Here is a 17,803-nt window from a genome sequence, read left to right on the forward strand (position 1 = left end):
TGAATGTGGTATGCTTGGGCAACATTACAAACGAAAAAAGCGGTCACAACGCAATCTGTTGTGGCCGTTTTTCTTGCTTAGTCCAATATAAATGAATCAAGACGCAATAAATCCAGAAATAGTAAAAAATGAGATCAGCAAGCGACGCACGTTTGCTATCATCTCGCACCCAGATGCGGGCAAAACGACGTTGACGGAAAAGCTGCTACTGTACGGCAACGCCATTCATTTGGCTGGCAGCGTGCGGGCACGGCGCAACCAACGCTCGGCCACTTCCGACTGGATGAAGATGGAACAGGAGCGCGGCATTTCGATTACGTCTACGGTGCTGCAATTTCCGTACAAAGATCATGTGGTCAACTTGCTAGACACGCCCGGCCATCAAGATTTTTCGGAAGACACGTACCGCACGTTAACGGCCGCAGATTGCGCTGTGATGGTTCTGGATGCTGCCAAAGGCATCGAGGAACAAACGTTAAAATTGTTTGAGGTGTGTCGCCAACGTGGCATTCCGGTGTTTACGTTCATCAACAAAATGGATCGCCCGGCAGAAGACCCGCTTGGCCTGCTAGATGAAGTGGAAACGGTGCTAAAGATGCAGCCTGTGCCCATGAACTGGCCCCTTGGCGATGGCGATACGTTTTTAGGTGTGTACGATCGCAAATCGGAAGAGGTGCATTTGTATGATCGCACGGCGCACAATCAAACTGTCTCGCCAGAGTACATTACGACGTTAGACGACCCGCGTATTGAGTCGGGTTTGAGCGATTTTCAGTTTGAGGAGCTGCATCTGAACATTGGGCTGCTGGATGAGCTGGCAGAGTATGATCATGAGAAGTTTTTAGCGGGTGAGCAAACGGCCGTTTACTTCGGATCAGCACTCACAAATTTTGGCGTCCAGCTATTCCTGGACGACTTTATTCAAATGGCCCCGCCACCCAGCGCGTACGCTAGTGATGCTGGCATCATTGACCCGGTCTCGCCTGGATTTTCGGGCTTTGTGTTCAAGATTCAGGCCAACATGGACCCGCGTCATCGGGACAGTGTTGCCTTTTTGCGGATTTGCAGCGGTCGTTTCGAGCGCAATGTGCAGGTGAAACATCCCAGAACCGGCAAGCAGCTCAAGCTGTCACGTACCTACACCTTCTTTGCCGATGAACGGGCAGTCGTGGATGAAGCGTATGCTGGTGACATCATCGGGCTGCCGGGCAACCGGGAGTTTGGCATTGGCGACACCATCAGCAGTGACGGTGATTTTAGCTTTGATCCCATTCCCCGCTTTGCCGCTGAGCATTACGCCCGACTCATCAACCTGGACGTAGGCAAGCAAAAACAGTTCCTCAAAGGCATTCACCAACTGGAATCTGAAGGAGCGATGCAGGTTTTGTACGAAACCGAGGCCACGCGGCGCGATCCGATTTTGGCGGTCGTGGGTGTATTGCAGTTTGAGGTAGTGCAGGCGCGGCTAGAAAATGAGTACAATGTCAAAACGAAGCTGGAGCCACTGCCTCACCAGCTTTCGCGCTGGGTAGAAGGGCCTCAAGAGCAGATCGACCAGCTTCCCTGGCGATATGGCATGATGCGCACGGAGGATTTAGACGGCCGTCTCGTGGCTCTTTTCTCCTCCCCCCATGAGTTGAGTTTTTATAGCGAGAAGTACCCAGATATTCAGTTCCTCAGTATTCAGTAATCGGTGTTCAGTAGGTCAGTAACCTGAATATTGATAACTGCTTCACTGATTACTGATCACTGGCATTTCCAGTCCGTGTGCCTCTAAAAACGCAGTGTCACGCAGGAGAACGGCCGTTTCCCCATCAGCCACTACGCGCCCCTCATCCATCACAATCATCCGTGGGAATAGCTCCTGCACCAGCAGCATGTCATGCGTCGAAACCAGCATCGTCAGCGGCAATTCATGCAGCAAATTGATGAGCGATCGCCGCGCCCGTGGGTCCAGCCCGGCCGACGGTTCATCCAGCACCAAAATCTCTGGGTCCATCGACAGTACCGTCGCAATGGCCACTCGCTTTTTCTGGCCAATGCTCAAATGATGCGACAAACGCTCCTCAAAATCGGCCATGCCAACCTGCTCTAGGGCTTTGGCCACCCGCTGCCGCACTTCACTCTCTGAATAACCCATGTGCAGCGGGCCAAAAGCCACATCGTCAAAAACCGTTGGCGAAAATAGCTGGTCATCCGGGTTTTGGAATACCATGCCCACCTTGCTGCGAATCAGCGGCAAATTCTCTTTGGCAATGGGCAGTCCCGCCACCGCCAGAGTGCCATCCCCAGCCAACAAACCGTTCAAATGGAGCATGAGCGTACTTTTGCCAGCACCATTGGGGCCAACCAGGGCCACCTTTTCGCCCGCGCCAATTGACAAGGAAACAGTATGCAAAGCCTCATGCCCATCTGGGTAGGCAAAGCTAAGATTGGTAACTTCTAAAGTGGGTTGGACAGAGCCGTTGGCAGACGGCCGTTTCCCCAAAACATCAGATTCATGAACAATTGGCATAGAAACTCCTTACAATAAACGGCCGATGACCTGCAAAGCCAAAATCAATCCCATCCCCAATGCCAAAAACAGCCAATCCAGTTGGGTCATGATGTGTGGGTTCATCGTTAGCAGTTGGCCGCGATAGCCCCGCGCCAACATCGCGTTGTACACTTTGTCGCTGCGCTCAAAGCTGCGCACAAAAAGCTGCCCTACCATGCTGCCGGTAACCTTGGCCCGCCAAAAAACGGTGCCGCCATGCTTGCCATCATTTACCAGCCGGGCACTGCGTGCCTCACGCGCCCGCAGTAGCCGCAGTGCCTCATCGACCAAAACAAACAGATAACGGTACATAAAGCTGATAATGGAAATAAGAATTGCAGGCACTTTCAGATGCCGCAGTGCGTGCATCATATCTGGGAATTGGGTAGTGGCGGTCAGCAAAATCGCCGCTTGCACCGACAGCCAACTGCGAATGACAATGCTAGCAAAGCGCACCACCCCGGCATCACTAATGGTGATGGTACGGCTGCCCCAAGTCAAACTGGTTAACGGTTCACCCGGCTGCACAAAAATCACGGTGATCGCCGCCAGCGCAAACGGCAGGGCAATAAGCGAGCGTTTGAACAGATAGCCAAAGCTGAAATTGGCAGAACTATTGAGGAGCAGCAAAATGAGCCAGGCGGCTAAAAAGGCTAGCCAGCTACCGTCTGGCAGCAGCACGTTAGAGATAATGAACAGCAAGGTCAGCACCACCTTAACGCGGGGATCAAGCTGGTGCAGGCGGCTGCTGCCTGCCATGTAACGGTCAAATGTGTTGACGTGCATTCGAGTTTCTCGACAGCAGAAATGCGATTTCTTGCAGAAATCACATTTCTAAATTAGTTCTGGCGACGCAAGATTCGGCCGAGTCCAAAGGTAACAGCCGCAACCACCAAGGCCCCAATGATGCCAGCCAAAATTGTGGAACTGCCGGTTTCGCCCAAGCCGGGAATCGTATAATCAGGCAACAGTTCAAAAGGGGCATCCTGTGCCGTGCCGATAAAGCCAGCCTGCTCAGCCACCCACTCCAAGCCATCTGGTGACCCGGAGGCGAACGGCGCCAACAGCACCACCATGAGTGCCAAAATAATGCCAGAGACAATCCATTTGCCACTGCCCGCTGGGGCATCATCGGTGAGCAGTTGGGGGCGAGTTTGCATGATGAAGCTGAGCGCGGCTACGGTAATCAGTGCCTCACCAATGCCGATAAGGGCATGGACGCCCAGCATCGCCGGAATGGCGACGCCCAGAGCCGTCGTGCCGCTAAAACCAAGCAAAAAGGCGGTTACGAGTGCAGCCATCATCACCGAGAACCAGGCGGCAACGGCCGTTACGCCCAACTTCACCCCCCGCGATTGCTTCTTGACCATTTGGAACACACCGTACCCTACAAAACCTGGCACAATGCCCATGATGAGAATGTTGGCTCCCATCACCACCAAACCACCATCTTGGAAAACGAGTGCTTGCAGGCTGATAACGGCCGTCATTGCCAAGCTGCCAACCCACGGCCCCAACACCACAAAGGCCAGGGTCGCCCCCACCAAATGGCCAGAGGTGCCGCCAGCCACCGGGAAGTTGAGCATCTGCCCCGCAAAAATGAAGGCGGCCATGATGCCCGCCAGCGGTACCAGCCGCTCGTCAAAATCCTGCTGCGCCTGCTTCACCGCAAAATACAGCACGATGAGCGTAATGACCCAGCAAATGACCGAAATAGGAATATTCAAAAAGCCATCCGGCACGTGAAGCAGCTGCACCGCTGCGAGGATAATTGTGAACATTTTTTTCTCCTTCCTAAGCACAACCAACTGCGTTGGCTGGCTAAAATGGGGATATCAGCCGTTCTGCTCGTAGGCAATACGAAGCAGTTTTTCTACTTCTTCTGAAATTTCAGCTTCATAGATCATGGTCCATTGGGAATTTTGCAAGATGCCATGTTCTCTTTTTAACCAATTTCGCATCACTTTTTGGTCTAATGGGTCAATGCCGCTAGCCTGAACAACTGCCACCCATGCCTCTAATGCTTCCCTGTGCGTGCTTCCAATGATTTGGAAACGGCCGTCACCATATCTTTTGGAGATTTCAACGTCATTCTGTTTACTCTCCTCTGCATCCGGCGCAAACTCCAGAAATGGCCAGATGTGACAAATCGGCCTCAAAGCCGTGTTCAGCCAGCAAATGCGCTGCCAGCTCGGTAAAGTGATAATTTGGTAAGGAAGCCATATGCCCACAATGACGGCAAACCAGGTGGTGGTGAGGCGAGTTGCCAACCACCTCAAAGACGGTTTGCCCGCCAATTTCGGCCTTGGCCACTAGCTGCAAGTCGCAGAAAAAGTCCAGAATGCGGTAGACGGTGGCCCGGTTGATAGCGGGCTGCTGAGCGTTCACCGAGTCGTAAATCTGGCTAGCAGTGGCGTGACCACCCTGCTCGCAAACGGCATCCAGCACAATTTGCCGCTGGGGGGTCATGCGGTAGCCTTGCTCACGAATTTTTCGGACGTAATCAATAGTGTAGTGGGACATTGCTTTGTCTCAAGGCTTATCCTTATTGCGAATTTTCGCATTAGCAATAATTGGCATTAATTCTAGCAATATTTAAGAGAGAGGCAACAAACAGAAACGGATGTTCTAATAAAACGGGGGGATTGTTATTTTTCGTTAATGTTTTTTGGGAGGGACCGTAGACAACGGGTTGACTTGGGGGCGGAATTTGGAGAGATAACGGCCGTTACCATTTTGGAGCCTGATGCGCGAAACTTCAAAGTAGTGCAATGGATCCGGTCCGACGAAGTACGGCTGCAAGATGCGGCGGGCAACATTTGGTACATAGATGTTTTTTCCGGCTACATGGCTCAAGGCCAAAATTAGCGAGCCAGATTCTCCACAGTTAGCATCAGATGTGACGGGATAGTTCCAACTTTAAGCGCAACGGCCGTTCCCCCCACCAACACCCCCTGCAAATTCGCCACATTCTGCTGCCACACCTGCGGCTGATCCACGTACAAACTGTTTTGTAAGATCGCTTCGATAACGGCCTTTTCCGCCACATCTTCCACCACCGTTTCCTCTTGTTCATGACGAGACAGCAAGCAAAGGATGATTTTTTGGGGGTGAACGGCCGTTTCTTGCACAAAGTTAGGGTTTACCCTGCGTAAATCCACCCGGTATTTTGTTTCCTGGCGCACAATTTCTGGTTGGAGGAACGGCCGTAATTCTGGAAATTGTGGCACCATGTCGCCGCGCAGCTTGGCCAGCCCAACTGGGAAGCCATGCAAAAAGCCGTCCTCATCCACAAACACCATGCTGTCCGTCAGCAAGCGAAAGCCCGCCAACGCTAGCCGCAGCGCGGTGGTCGATTTGCCCGTGTTGTGCGAAGCCAGCAGCAGCAGCGCCACGCCGTCCCGCACCAGGCAGGAGGCGTGCAGCATTCCGTAACCGTGCGAGATAACCAGGTTGAGCAAAAGCGTGTGCAGAACACATTGAGCAACCAGGTCCGGTCTGGCAGCAAGTTGAGGATCGAGAACGGCCGTTCCCCGTCGCCGCATCAAATCCAGATGCGCCACGCCCCAGCTGCCAAGCTGCATCATTAGCCAGTCAGCACTGCCGCTGTAGGTGATCTGCTGCATTAGATCATTTGGCGCGGGGCCGGGCGGCTGGCGCATTGGCTGGACCACAAGCTGGAGTCCACCAAGCGGCGGTTTGGCTTGCTCGGTTTGGGTATATTGGTTGAGGGCGAGAAAAACGGCCGTAAAAATCTCTTCTATATTGCTTTCTATCATCAACGGATGGCTAAACAGCCGCACTTCCCACTGATAGCGAAGCTCATTGGCGCGACGCTGCCAGAAATCTTCTAAATCATTACGTTGTAGTTGAGCCAGCCAATCGCCTTCAGAAATCTTCATAAATGCCCCAAAAAACATACCTGCAATTTGCCTATTAGATTCTCAGAAAGTTACGCAAAGTCGCAAAAGGAAAAATGTGTGCGTTTGCGTCTTTCGTGAAGAAATTCAATGACAACTCCTTGCTGCACCCGCCATAAAGTCTCCAATTGTCGAAACAAGCAAATTGGTTATACTAATCGGCAATGCTTCTGGCAAACCAGCCCAGCAATTTTACACTCAAAACCAAATCCAGAGCAGAAAATGGTCAAAGGGAGGCACGTTACCGCCAGGTACGGCCGTATTAAAAAAATAGGAGAGACGCATGTACAAAAAACCAAAAATCACCAAGCACGAAGAACTCACCCAAGTTACATTTAGCAGCCACTAATTTTAGTTATCAGTGGTCGGGAAACGGGAATCAGATACGTACCCCTGATTATTGTTTACTGATTACAGCAAGCATCACCACGCAGGAGAAGGCCAATGTACAAAAAACCAAAAATTACCAAGCACGAAGAACTCACTCAAGTTACATTCAGCAGCCACTAAATTTTGAGGCTCCTCTAAAAAAATTTGCTGTTATCGGTTGGTAATGTGCCTCTCTTTGACCAGTTTTTAGCTGCATGACCACCTCTACAGCCATTTTAACCACTCAGCATCTGCTCGATGCTTTACGTCCCCAGCAACAGCCAGACAGATGGACTCAGCAGGCAACATCGCTTGATTGGGGCGATTTCGCCGTTCGCGCCATTGCCTTTGGCTTGGCCCCCCAAGTTTACGCCCAACTGAAAGCGTGGGAAGTCACCATCCCTGCCAAAGCGATGGCCAAGCTGGCCATTACGCATAAGGCCCAAGCCAAACGAAGCGAAGCAATTTACGCGCAATTAGCCCAGGTTTTGGCAGCGACTACGGCCGCTAATCTGCAACCGGTGGCACTCAAAGGCGTTCATCTGGCCGCCTGTTACTACGCAGAACCCGCCCTGCGCCCCATGAACGATATTGACCTGCTGTTTACGCCCGATGAATTACCCCAGGCAGAAAAACTACTGCTAGATTTGGGCTATGGCGGCAAACACAAATCGGCCGAGACGGGGGCGCGGGTGACCAAGCACATCAGCACTTACCGGCGGGAAGATGCCAGCAACGGCAACACCACGCCCAATCCTTACCTTTCGGCCAGCCTGGATCGCACAATCGAGCCACACAGCTCCTTAGAAGAGTCCTGGTTTGGCCTAAAAGTGGATATGACACCAGGGATTCGGGATCGGTTGGAAACGGCCGTACTCACCCCCAATGCCCCCGCCTGCCACGTCCTCAACCCCACCGATCTGCTACACCACATTTGCCTGCACTTCAGCTTTCACCTCATCCAGGGCGCACCATCATTTATGCAGCTCACCGATTTGCTGGTGATCACCCAGGCGGACGAGGTGGTTTGGGACACATTTTTGCAGCGCGTGGCCGAAGCCAAAAGTACGGGCTACGTGCTGGCTGCGCTCACGTTGGCCCAAAAGCTGGTCGGCGCACCAGTTCCGGCAAACGTGTTGGCAAAGTTAGCAGAAAATACGCCGCCAACATTGCGGCGGCGCATCGCACAAATGGATTTGGCTTACGTGCTACGCCGCACCCAGCAAAAACCGCTCGTCACCCTGAGCGACCGCCTGCGACGCGGCATCAAAGATCGCATTGAGATTGCCCGCTGGGCACCAACTTTGGGCGAAAAATGGCGCGTTTGGCAAACGGCCGTGCAGTTCACTCGTACCGATACAGCCCAAATGTTGAAAAAGAGGGAGATTGGAGATTAGGGATTGGAGATTGCCTGTGTTTAATCTCTAATCTCCAGTCTCCAACCTCCCCATAAATTTACGGAGAAGAAGCCCCTTGAAATTATCACGCCTGCTATCACTCACCCTGGCCGTTGCTGGCGGTATTGCTTCCAGCCGCGTGCTGCAACGTCGCCACCAGTGGGAAGCAAAAAACAACCGCATCGCCATTTGCGTCGATTTTGACGACGCGCAAGCCGCGGCCATCCGCGCGGGGCTGCCTTTGGCTGAACTGGTCGAAATGCTAGCCAGCAACGGGGCTACGCATCTCTCATTGCCGGAGCTAACCTTGAACCGACTGCTGCATACCGGGCAGCTCACACCACAAGCCCCCATTAATCCCCGTCAGGATACTCCTCGCGTTGGCCATTGGAACTATCTACATGGCCAAGAACATCTGGTGCGCCATCTAGTCACAGAGCTACGCGACCGATTGCCCTACACACAAGTAGGTTTCCACAACCCGCAAACCTTAATTTTTGCGGGAGATTTGCCCACCATCGGCGAAATTGGCTTGGGATACGACATGGATCTCGCTCGAAAAATCCGGGCCAACGGCTTGGCTCTGCTGCCTCGCCCGGTAAGCTACGCCTGGCCAGAAAAAGATTTGCTAGAACGGACATTGGCGCAAACGGCCGTTCTTAGCCACACTGTCGCCTTTGCGGGAAACATGATTTTGGGGCATGAAATGCACCTGGATGAAACCGTCGAGGCAATGGAAGCGCACAATTTGTCGCTGGTTTACTTTGCTGAATCTCGCCACCAAAAGGGAGATTGGTTTGTTGCCAAGCGACGCGCACCCCATGTGGTTTTGGCACATCAATTTACGCCAGAAGATATGATTCCGCTGGATTACCACGCCGCTTGCCACAATTGGACACACTTTGCCCGCGAGCGGGGCATTCGGCTTTGCTACGTCAACTTTTTCCGGGCGCTGCACGCCACCGCCCCGCTAGAGGGACTGGATTACGTCCACCATCTAAAACATGCGCTGGAAGATGTGGGCTACACTGTCTCCCACGATATTGAATTACCCACCCCGGTTCCCGCGCCAGATACGCAGGAATTGGCGATGGCGGGGGTGAGCGTGGCTGGCATTGGGGCAACGGCCGTTTCCAACCTACTCAATCTCCCCGAATCTGTGGCGTTGCTGCTAACGGTGGCCGCCGCAGGTGGAGCCGCTGCGCTGCCCTACATAGAAGTGCAGCGCAACCAGGCCGCCGTTGCCCGCCTGGCTTATTCTCATGAGCATGATCAGGCAGACGCCCAGCACCACCATCATCATGATCATGACCACACACACGATCACGGGCATGATCATGGCGATTTGGCCGCACTCTATCCACCTTCCTACGCTCCCAAGCTGATCGGGCTGGGTGCCGCCGCGCTCACGCCCATTGCCGTGCAGCAAAGCACGCGGCTAGACGGCGCGGTGGGCTGGCTGGCAGGGCTAGCTTACCAGGCCACGGCGGCAGCGGCACTGGCGACCAGCAGCAGCGGTCAGGAATATCAGCTGCGCATCGAGGTGTACAAAGGGTTTAATTTGGATTGGCTGCTGCCGCTGGCAACGGCCGTTCTACAACTCCCCAATAACAACAGCAAAGTGGCAGCTTTAGCCGTGCTGAGCGCAGGCTGGCTGGCGGCGCGGCAGCAAAATGTGGATGTGCTTTCGGTTATCGATCCGGGCCATGCAGAAGGACACACCCACCACATTTCGGCAGCGATGGCCACGCTGGGCGACATCCAGATGGCCATCGGCCCCAAACCGGCGCGGAAATGGGCGGGATTAGGGCCTGCGGCAACGGCCGTTTCAATCGTGTTAGCTAATCGAGGCAACAAAACAGGTGCGGTGGGAACGGCCGTTCTGGGCACAATTGGGCAAGCAATGGGGCTGGTCGGCTTCTGCCACCCCGAACGCGCCCTGAAAGACACCTTGCAGCAAGCCGCCCCCAGTTTTGCCATCGGCGCGGGGATTGGGCTACTCACGTTGCTACTTGGTAAAAAGGAGACTGGAAATTAGAGATTGGAGATTGAGCAAAGGCAATCTCCAACCTCTAATCTCCCATGCTACCTCCAAAGACCGCGAGCGATACCCACTTTTGCCACATCCCCGCCGGGCCGTTTGTGTACGGGCCGGAGGTGTGCTACGAGCGGCTAGAACAATGCCCGCCGTTTAAGCCGCAGCAAACAATGGACCTGCCAGAGTTTTGGCTGGCTGAGTTTCCAGTAACGTACCGGCAGTGGCGCGAATTTTTACAGGAGACGGGGCATAAGTGGGGTGGCAGTTGGTACGCAGTCGTGCGCGGCTGGCGCGGCACCTTTTTACGAGCCTACGCACCTGCTAAAAACTACCCGGCAGGGCACGATAACTTACCCATTGTGGACGTGACGCATGCGGAAGCCTTTTTGTATTGTGATTGGCTATCCGAAAAAATTGGTGTCGAGGTGACGTTGCCAACAGAGTTTCAGTGGGAAAAGGCGGCGAGGGGAGTGGACGGCCGTTTCTACCCCTGGGGCAACCAAAAGCCACGACCCGATATTCAGTGGCAAGCAACCTTTCCGGTAAAACCCGCTAGCTATTTATTCAGTTTGCTCGTTAAGCCACGCCGCGAGTGGGTGCGTGCCGGGTGGTATTGGCGCAACGGCTATCCGCTGCCTGTTGGATCGATTCTGCAAAATGTGTCCCCGTATGGCTGCGTGGATATGAGCGGCAACATTTGGGAATGGACGAGCAGCCTGTACAATCCAGACCTGCCGGATTTTCATGTGGTGAAAGGTGGCTCCTGGGGGTACACCATTCACCACGCGGCCTGCAACGTGCGCAGTGCGTGCAGCGTCACCACCCCCAGCCGCAATTACCATGCGCAAGGGACTGGTTTTCGAGTCATGGCGACGGAAGAACCGAAACGTAATTTATGAACCAATTTTTGCTCATATTTGTTAACGGCCGTTAAAATGATGCTAGATTTAAACCAGCGTCCGCAACTGCCCGCCGAGCAGCTAATGCGCGTGACCAATGCGTTGGCTCGTTGGCTGCCCGATGGCCTAGAAGCAGAAGTTGCCAACTGGTCGCAGGCAGAATGGGAAGCAGCATTGTGGGTGGCGTATTGGCAAAACGGGCTTCCCTGGCTGGCAGATCAGGTTCAAGAGACTGGCATCCAGCTACCTGAGGGGGTGAACGGCCGTCTACAAACCATCAACACTGCCAGCCGAGAACGCACCCAAGCAATGCTGGATGCCTGCACTGAAATTTTGGCCACGTTTAAACAGGCTGGCATCGAGGTGATGCTGCTCAAAGGGGCGGTCCTGGCTCCACTTTACTACCCCGACCCGCTTTTACGGCCGTTGGCCGATCTAGATTTGCTCATCCGCCCCAAAGATGTCGCCGCCAGCCGGGAAATGATGCTAAATCAGCTTGGCTTCCGGTATTACTCTCGCTCGGCAGAAGACGAAGTTTATTTGCGTGGCGAGCGCAAATCCAACATTTGGGCGCCAGATAACGTGCATCCGGTGGAGATTCACTTTACGCTGCGCGAAGAGTACGCGGGCATTGGCTATGAGCTGGCAGAAATAATGTGGCGGGAAAGTGAGGAACGGCCGTACTGGCAAAACACACCCGCATGCATACCCAACCCCGCTGCCCTGCTGCTGCACGTTTGCGCCCACACCAGCAGCGACTGGCTGATTCAACGCGGCCGCTTGATGCACATCGACGACATTCGCAAACTGTGCGCCACCATGCAGCCCACTGATTGGCAAACTTTTGCCCGACTGGTGCAGCCCAGCACCGCCCGCTTCATTTACCCAGCACTGGCGTTTGTGGGCAAATACACTCGGCTGGCTATTCCCGCCGACACGCTCAATTGGCTACGCGAAAATTGTCCGCCAGTGCTGCTCGATTGGCTGGCCCACACCGAACTGGCTGACGCATCCGAAGCCAATCCAGTCAACCGCAGCGGTATTGGCCTGGAAATTGCCCAACGACTATCTCGCTCCCGCCTGGACATGGCCCGCTTTTGGCTACGCTCGTTCTTCCCCCGCCGCTACAATTTGGCCAAGCGGTATCCCAAATTGGTTGAAACTCCATTCTGGCCATTGGCTTATCTACTGCTGAATGGCGATCGCGCCATTCAAATAGCTAAAAAACGGAGAGGATGATGGAACAATTACGCGCAGAAATCGGCCGTTTTTTGCAGTTTACCGTCCCAACCGGCTCAATCAATTTTTCAACCAAAAACGTTGTGCAAAAAGAAGGGTATCGCCACGCCCTCATCCAGTATGAAAGTGTGGATGGGGACGTAATTCCGGCTTATCTTCTGCTGCCAGACGGGGACGGGCCATTTGCGGCTGTACTTGTGCATCATCAGCATCATGGGCAGCGGCATTGGGGCAAAAGTGAAGTGTGTGGGCTGGTGGGAGACCCTTGGCAAACGTTTGGGCCGGCATTGGCTCGTAGAGGGATGGCCGTGCTAGCCCCCGACTCAATCTGCTTTGAAGATCGCCGTACCAACCAATCTGGCACTGAACTCCATGAGGATGATGTAGCCCAGCATTACAATGAGATGTGCTACCGGCTGCTGCGCGGCGAACCATTGATCCAAAAAGTGCTGCAAGATTCTGCGCAGGGCATCTCCATCCTGCAAGCTCTTCCAAGCATTGACAACCAGCGTATTGGCATATTGGGTCATTCTTATGGCGGAAACACGGTGCTGTTCCACGCTGCGGTAGATGAGCGCATTCAGTTTGCCTGTGCTAGTGGTGCAGTTTGTTCTTATGAACACCGAATTGCCCAACAAACAGGCATAGAAATGGCGAGTGCCATTCCGGGATTCACAAGCAAGTTCGACATTCCTGATTTGGTTGCCTGCATCGCACCACGGCCGTTTCTAACTGTCTCGGCAACGGATGACCGATTTTCGCAAGATGCCAACCGCGTCATCCAGCTTGCCAATAAAAAGTGCGCAGCCGCTGGCATTTCATCCCAGATTACCCACAAGCGGTACAATGGAGAGCATGCGCTAACGGAAGAAAGGTTTGCCACGATTGTCGAATGGTTGGCAGCTCATGAATGAGATTATTCAAGTAAGAGATTTAAGCAAAACGTACCAAAGCCGGGGCAAGCCGGTTACGGCCGTTTCCAACATCAATTTTTCGGTGGGAAAAGGCGAACTATTTGGCCTGTTTGGCCCCAACGGCGCGGGCAAAAGCACGATTGTGCGGATGTTGACGACTTTGTTAGCTCCCACTAGCGGAACGGCCGTTGTCAACGGCTTCGATGTGGTTCAGCAGGAAATGCAGGTGCGGGCGTCCATTGGGTTGGTGACGGCGGATGAACGATCGTTTTACGGCCGTCTGACAGCCCGCCAAAATTTGCAGTTCTACGCCGCCATGCAAAACGTGCCGCGTGGGCAAATTCCCCAGCGCATCGGCGAAGTCCTAAACCTTTTCGGCCTAAACCAAAAAGCCGATGCGCCCACGCAATCCCTCTCCACCGGGCAAAAACAGCGTCTGAACATCGCCCGCGCCCTCATCCACAACCCCCCGATTTTGTTTCTGGACGAGCCAACCAAGAGCATGGACGTGCAAACCAGCGACTTCGTGAAGGCACTCATCCGCGACGAACTGGTGAACCGGCAGGGCAAAACGGTGGTGTTTATCAGCCATGAACTGTACGAGATGGAGAATTTTTGCGACCGGGTCATCATTTTGGCCAATGGCACGGTGCAAGCCATCGGTACGCCCACCGAATTGGGCGCATTGCTGCCCCGTCGCGCTCTGTTCCGCTTGGTGGTAGAAGGCAATCCCGATATGCTGGCCCACAATTGGCAGGCGCTTGACGGCGTGGAGGCCGTCACAGAAATCTCACGCGGAGCCACACAGACCACCTTTGACCTCGCGTTAGCCGACGAGCGGGTTTGGTTTCAGATTTTGGCAGTGATTGAGGAGGGAAACGGCCGTCTCGAAAGCTACCACCGCGCCGACGACGAATCGTTACGCCGCATTGTGGCCCATTTTAGTGGAGATTAGAGATTGAAAATCTCCGGTCTCCAATCTCCCAAAGATGTATGCAAAAGTTAACCGCTCTTATCACCCATAACTTTCGCCTGGCCTGGGCGTACAAGCTGAACTTCGTCACCCGCTACCTGGGGATGATTATCTCCGTGCTGCTCTTTTTCTTTTTGGATCAGCTATTGCAGCGATCTGGCTCTGGGCAGGTTGAAGGCGGAACCTACTTTACCTTTTTAATCATCGGTGGGGCGTTTTCCAAATTTTTGGAGCTGAGCAGCCACGCTTTTTCTGCCAATTTGCGGGAAGAAATGCTGCAAGGCACCATCGAGCCACTGCTGGTAACGGCAACGCCAACCACCCTGGCCCTGCTGGGGCCATCATCATGGATGTTGCTGGAGGGGGTGCTGCTGGTGCTGATTCAGTTGGGGGTGGGTACGGCCGTTGGTGCAGATTTCTCAAACGCTAATTGGGGAACGGCCGTCCTCGTCCTGCTGGTCTCACTCTCCAGTTTAATTAGCTACGGCATCTTTTCAGCGGCGTTTGTCATCGTGTTCAAGCGGGGCGACCCGATGAACTGGTTCATCAACTCAGTAGCTTACGTTTTCAGCGGCGTCTTCTTCCCTGTGGAGCTGCTGCCCGGCTGGCTGCGGATCATTAGCTATGCGCTGCCCTTCACTTACGCGCTGCGGGCTTTGCGCGGGGCGCTGATGCGGGGCGAAACGATTGCAGAAGTGGGTGGGGATTTGCTGGTATTGGGGGGCTTTACGGCCGTACTCCTTCCCCTCTCACTCTTTGCTTTGCGCTACGCTATCCGCCATCTCAAACAGACAGGTGAACTGGCGCATTACTAGGTCAGTAATCGGTAAGGAAAATTTAACGATGGAACTTAAACCGTATGAAGATTTGTGGGAAGCGGACGACCCACACGCCAATTTCAAGGAAGAAGTGGCACTATACAGCGTCGCAGATCCATTGCCGACATTAGAAAATCTAAGCAAGGATACCAGCATCCCCGTTCCGGCTCTCATTCGCTACATTTTGGTGAAGTACACAGCTTCTGGTTCCGATGCAGTTTTGGCGATGACACCCTATGTGCTGCGCCAAATGCAGGAACATATTGACAAAGCTGAAGCCGCCGACAGCGCGGGAGCTCGCCTAATCGCCTACGAAGCCCTGCGACAAATGATAAGCTGGTTGGCAATTGGTCCCAAAGCAGCCGATTAAATTGGGGCTGCAAGGAACTGCACACCCCTAAACTGCGTTTTGTTTGTAGCCCGTCCATTATCAATAGAGTGAGACTCTTCCACTCAGTTAATCAAGGAGACAATTATGAAGACGCAGTCTGGTTTTAACAAAGGATTTTGGGGGTTGCTTTTATTGCTGCTGTTTGGCTGCACAAATCCTGTGGCAACGCCAACGGCCGTATTCATCCCCACACTTACAGCTGACCTTACCCCCAAACCGACCGACATTGTTCTGCAATACCAAAATGAGTTATCTGCTGGAGAGAAATGGAGCGTAACCGTCTTCAACCAGGGGAATGTGCCGTACATTTATTACTTGCCAGAAGGGGATCGCTGCCTACACATCCAGATAAAAGTAGCTCCGGGACGATATTTCCCGACCAGCCCAGAAACGTGCGATGTTCTCGTCTATCATGTGGTTGAGCCAGGGGAGGAGCAACGGCTTGGAAGCTGGGATTTGAACATTTGCGAAGATGAGCTATGTGGGCAGCTTTCCCCTGCGCCGCCAGATGAGTACATCACATCTGCCACCTTTTATCCGTTTTTTGGCGACCTGACCCAAATAAATGCCAATTCGGATGGTGACATTGGGGAGGGTATTGAAAAGACAGCCACGTTTACCCTGACAGAATGATGCCAAATTGGGGAAATTGAGTAAGATAGAGACAGATTCGGCAACTTGATTTGGAAGAGGAAAAGTTAAAATGGCCCAACCGATGTTAACCCTGCAAGATGTGCAAGTTTCCCCTGACTCCCTGCCGCAGCAAGCCTCTGACGCAAGCGACACGATTTTTCTCATCAACTTCCGCAACCACCGGGATATGTACCCGCCGTTTGGCATTATGTACGTAGCCGATGCGCTGGAACAGGTTGGCTTCAACTGCCGCATTTTTCATGAGACAGAGGAATATTTAGAGGAGTTTGTGGCGCAGGTGGCTGAGGAACGGCCGTTATTCGTGGGATTCAGCACCATTACCGGACCACAGCTACAACCTTGCATCGATGCCTCCAAACGGGTGCATGAACTGGGTATTCCCGTCGTGTGGGGTGGCGTCCATGCCACCATCATGCCGATGGATGTCCTGAAAGAGGAATACGTCGATTTTGTCATTGTGAATGAGGGGGAAGAGACGGCGCAGGAGTTTGCCCTGCTGCTGGCGGGGCGCATCTCCCAGCGCGACTGGTCTACCGTGGCGGGGCTGGCCTACAAGCGTGCCGAAGATGGAATGCCGATGTTTTTTAGGGAACGGTCGTTTATCCAAGACCTCGACAAGTATTATCCTCGCTGGGATTTGCTGGCAGATGTCGAAGCGTACCTCATCCCTAGCGGACCATACACCCGCGCCATCCCCGTTTACATTTCGCGCGGCTGCCCCTTCCGCTGCGGCTTCTGCTACAACGAAGTGGTTATGAAGCGCACCTGGCGGCAGCATTCCGACGAATTCATCATCAACCAGATTGCGTGGCTGAAGGAAAATTACGGTGTGGATGCGATTGATTACGCCGATGATTATTTATTCGGCCGTATCAAGCCAATGCAGCGGCTGGTGGAAAAAATCAATATGCCGTGGAGCGGGCAGGTGCGTGTGCAGCTACTGAAGCCGGAATTTGTGCAGTGGATGAACAACACAGGCTGCCAATGGGTCAACATCGGCGTGGAGTCTGCTTCGCAAGAGGTGCTGGACCGGATGACGAAAGACCAGGACACAGAGCAAATCATCTGGGGCATTGGCAATCTGGTGAGATATGCACCACACATTGAAGCCAACTGCTCCTTCATTGTGGGAATGCCGGAGGAGCAGCCGCACGAAACCAAAGAAACCTTCGACACCATCGAAACGCTTTCAGACATGAGTGAGAACGTGCGCTGCTCCGTCTGTGTCTACATGCCCTACCCCGGCACGCCGCTCTGGCCCAAAGCGCTAGAAATGGGCTACATCCCCCCCGAAAACCAGGAAGGCTGGTGCGAGATGGACCTGAACCGAGGCAACACGCCGTGGATCAGCGACGACGAAGCACAGGTGATGTGCGACATCAATGATATTTTGTTTGTGGGGCGGTCGCAGGGGCATTGGTTGCTACGGCCGTATTACAAACTGCTCCGCTGGCGTTGGCAGAACCAATATTTCAGCCATTATTGGGAAGGGGCACTCAAAATGCGGCTCATCCACTCCCCCCTCAAGCCGCTCATCGCCTGGCTGACCAAACGGATGGTGACGTTCAACCAAACTACCCACAAAGGCACCATCTCTGAAGGGGCAGAACTGTTGGGGCTGGATTATTCGGAGCAGTCTGGAGATTAAAGGAGCA

Annotated in this window: 17 protein-coding genes; 11 read left to right on the plus strand and 6 right to left on the minus strand. The window is 53.7% G+C overall.

Annotated elements, in window-relative coordinates; genetic code table 11:
- Positions 1-91: 91 nt before the first annotated feature.
- Positions 92-1,690, plus strand: coding sequence for a peptide chain release factor 3 (locus ACOQPU_RS27075; RefSeq protein WP_420642943.1), 1,599 nt, complete (start codon positions 92-94; stop codon positions 1,688-1,690).
- Between the two features lie 42 nt (positions 1,691-1,732).
- Here ACOQPU_RS27075 and ACOQPU_RS27080 read toward each other — a convergent pair whose 3' ends face one another.
- The 6 genes from ACOQPU_RS27080 to ACOQPU_RS27105 all read right to left on the minus strand — a co-directional run bounded on the left by ACOQPU_RS27080 (position 1,733) and on the right by ACOQPU_RS27105 (position 6,438).
- Positions 1,733-2,515 (minus strand): energy-coupling factor ABC transporter ATP-binding protein, encoded by a 783-nt coding sequence (locus ACOQPU_RS27080; RefSeq protein ID WP_420642944.1) that lies wholly within the window; start codon positions 2,513-2,515, stop codon positions 1,733-1,735.
- A gap of 9 nt (positions 2,516-2,524) precedes the next feature.
- Entirely contained in the window at positions 2,525-3,322 is a 798-nt protein-coding gene (cbiQ, locus tag ACOQPU_RS27085) for a cobalt ECF transporter T component CbiQ (protein WP_420642945.1), read from the minus strand.
- A gap of 53 nt (positions 3,323-3,375) precedes the next feature.
- Entirely contained in the window at positions 3,376-4,317 is a 942-nt protein-coding gene (locus tag ACOQPU_RS27090; RefSeq protein ID WP_420642946.1) for an energy-coupling factor ABC transporter permease, read from the minus strand.
- 54 nt (positions 4,318-4,371) lie between these two features.
- Complete coding sequence (locus ACOQPU_RS27095) at positions 4,372-4,545, minus strand: hypothetical protein (RefSeq protein WP_420642947.1); 174 nt, start codon at positions 4,543-4,545, stop codon at positions 4,372-4,374.
- 88 nt (positions 4,546-4,633) lie between these two features.
- Positions 4,634-5,059: a Fur family transcriptional regulator gene (locus tag ACOQPU_RS27100; protein ID WP_420642948.1), complete on the minus strand. Its 426-nt coding sequence runs from the start codon at positions 5,057-5,059 to the stop codon at positions 4,634-4,636.
- A 341-nt stretch (positions 5,060-5,400) separates the two neighbouring features.
- Positions 5,401-6,438, minus strand: a complete 1,038-nt coding sequence (locus ACOQPU_RS27105) for a hypothetical protein (RefSeq protein WP_420642949.1) — start codon at positions 6,436-6,438, stop codon at positions 5,401-5,403.
- A 602-nt stretch (positions 6,439-7,040) separates the two neighbouring features.
- On the opposite strand from ACOQPU_RS27105, the gene ACOQPU_RS27110 reads away from it, so the two are divergent.
- The 10 genes from ACOQPU_RS27110 (at position 7,041) to ACOQPU_RS27155 (ending at position 17,796) form a co-directional block, all read left to right on the plus strand.
- Positions 7,041-8,222, plus strand: coding sequence for a nucleotidyltransferase family protein (locus ACOQPU_RS27110; protein WP_420642950.1), 1,182 nt, complete (start codon positions 7,041-7,043; stop codon positions 8,220-8,222).
- Between the two features lie 76 nt (positions 8,223-8,298).
- Positions 8,299-10,260 (plus strand): DUF5693 family protein, encoded by a 1,962-nt coding sequence (locus tag ACOQPU_RS27115; RefSeq protein WP_420642951.1) that lies wholly within the window; start codon positions 8,299-8,301, stop codon positions 10,258-10,260.
- A 44-nt stretch (positions 10,261-10,304) separates the two neighbouring features.
- Positions 10,305-11,159 (plus strand): formylglycine-generating enzyme family protein, encoded by an 855-nt coding sequence (locus tag ACOQPU_RS27120; protein ID WP_420642952.1) that lies wholly within the window; start codon positions 10,305-10,307, stop codon positions 11,157-11,159.
- Positions 11,160-11,195: 36 nt separating this feature from the next.
- Complete coding sequence (locus ACOQPU_RS27125; protein ID WP_420642953.1) at positions 11,196-12,398, plus strand: nucleotidyltransferase family protein; 1,203 nt, start codon at positions 11,196-11,198, stop codon at positions 12,396-12,398.
- Positions 12,395-13,312, plus strand: a complete 918-nt coding sequence (locus tag ACOQPU_RS27130; RefSeq protein ID WP_420642954.1) for an alpha/beta hydrolase family protein — start codon at positions 12,395-12,397, stop codon at positions 13,310-13,312. Before ACOQPU_RS27125 ends, ACOQPU_RS27130 begins: the two co-directional genes overlap by 4 nt.
- Positions 13,305-14,267 (plus strand): ABC transporter ATP-binding protein, encoded by a 963-nt coding sequence (locus ACOQPU_RS27135; RefSeq protein ID WP_420642955.1) that lies wholly within the window; start codon positions 13,305-13,307, stop codon positions 14,265-14,267. The genes ACOQPU_RS27130 and ACOQPU_RS27135 overlap by 8 nt, the downstream gene beginning before the upstream one ends.
- A 38-nt stretch (positions 14,268-14,305) precedes the next feature.
- Complete coding sequence (locus tag ACOQPU_RS27140; protein WP_420642956.1) at positions 14,306-15,100, plus strand: ABC transporter permease; 795 nt, start codon at positions 14,306-14,308, stop codon at positions 15,098-15,100.
- Between the two features lie 28 nt (positions 15,101-15,128).
- A complete protein-coding gene (locus tag ACOQPU_RS27145; RefSeq protein WP_420642957.1) occupies positions 15,129-15,473 on the plus strand; it encodes a DUF6027 family protein in 345 nt (114 codons plus the stop codon).
- Positions 15,474-15,578: 105 nt separating this feature from the next.
- The gene (locus tag ACOQPU_RS27150) at positions 15,579-16,127 is read left to right on the plus strand and encodes a hypothetical protein (RefSeq protein WP_420642958.1); all 549 of its coding nucleotides are present in this window, start codon (positions 15,579-15,581) and stop codon (positions 16,125-16,127) included.
- A gap of 70 nt (positions 16,128-16,197) precedes the next feature.
- Positions 16,198-17,796 (plus strand): B12-binding domain-containing radical SAM protein, encoded by a 1,599-nt coding sequence (locus ACOQPU_RS27155; RefSeq protein WP_420642959.1) that lies wholly within the window; start codon positions 16,198-16,200, stop codon positions 17,794-17,796.
- Positions 17,797-17,803: the final 7 nt, after the last annotated feature.

Source organism: Candidatus Leptofilum sp. (genome assembly GCF_965223285.1).
Lineage (GTDB): Bacteria > Chloroflexota > Anaerolineae > Promineifilales > Promineifilaceae > Leptofilum.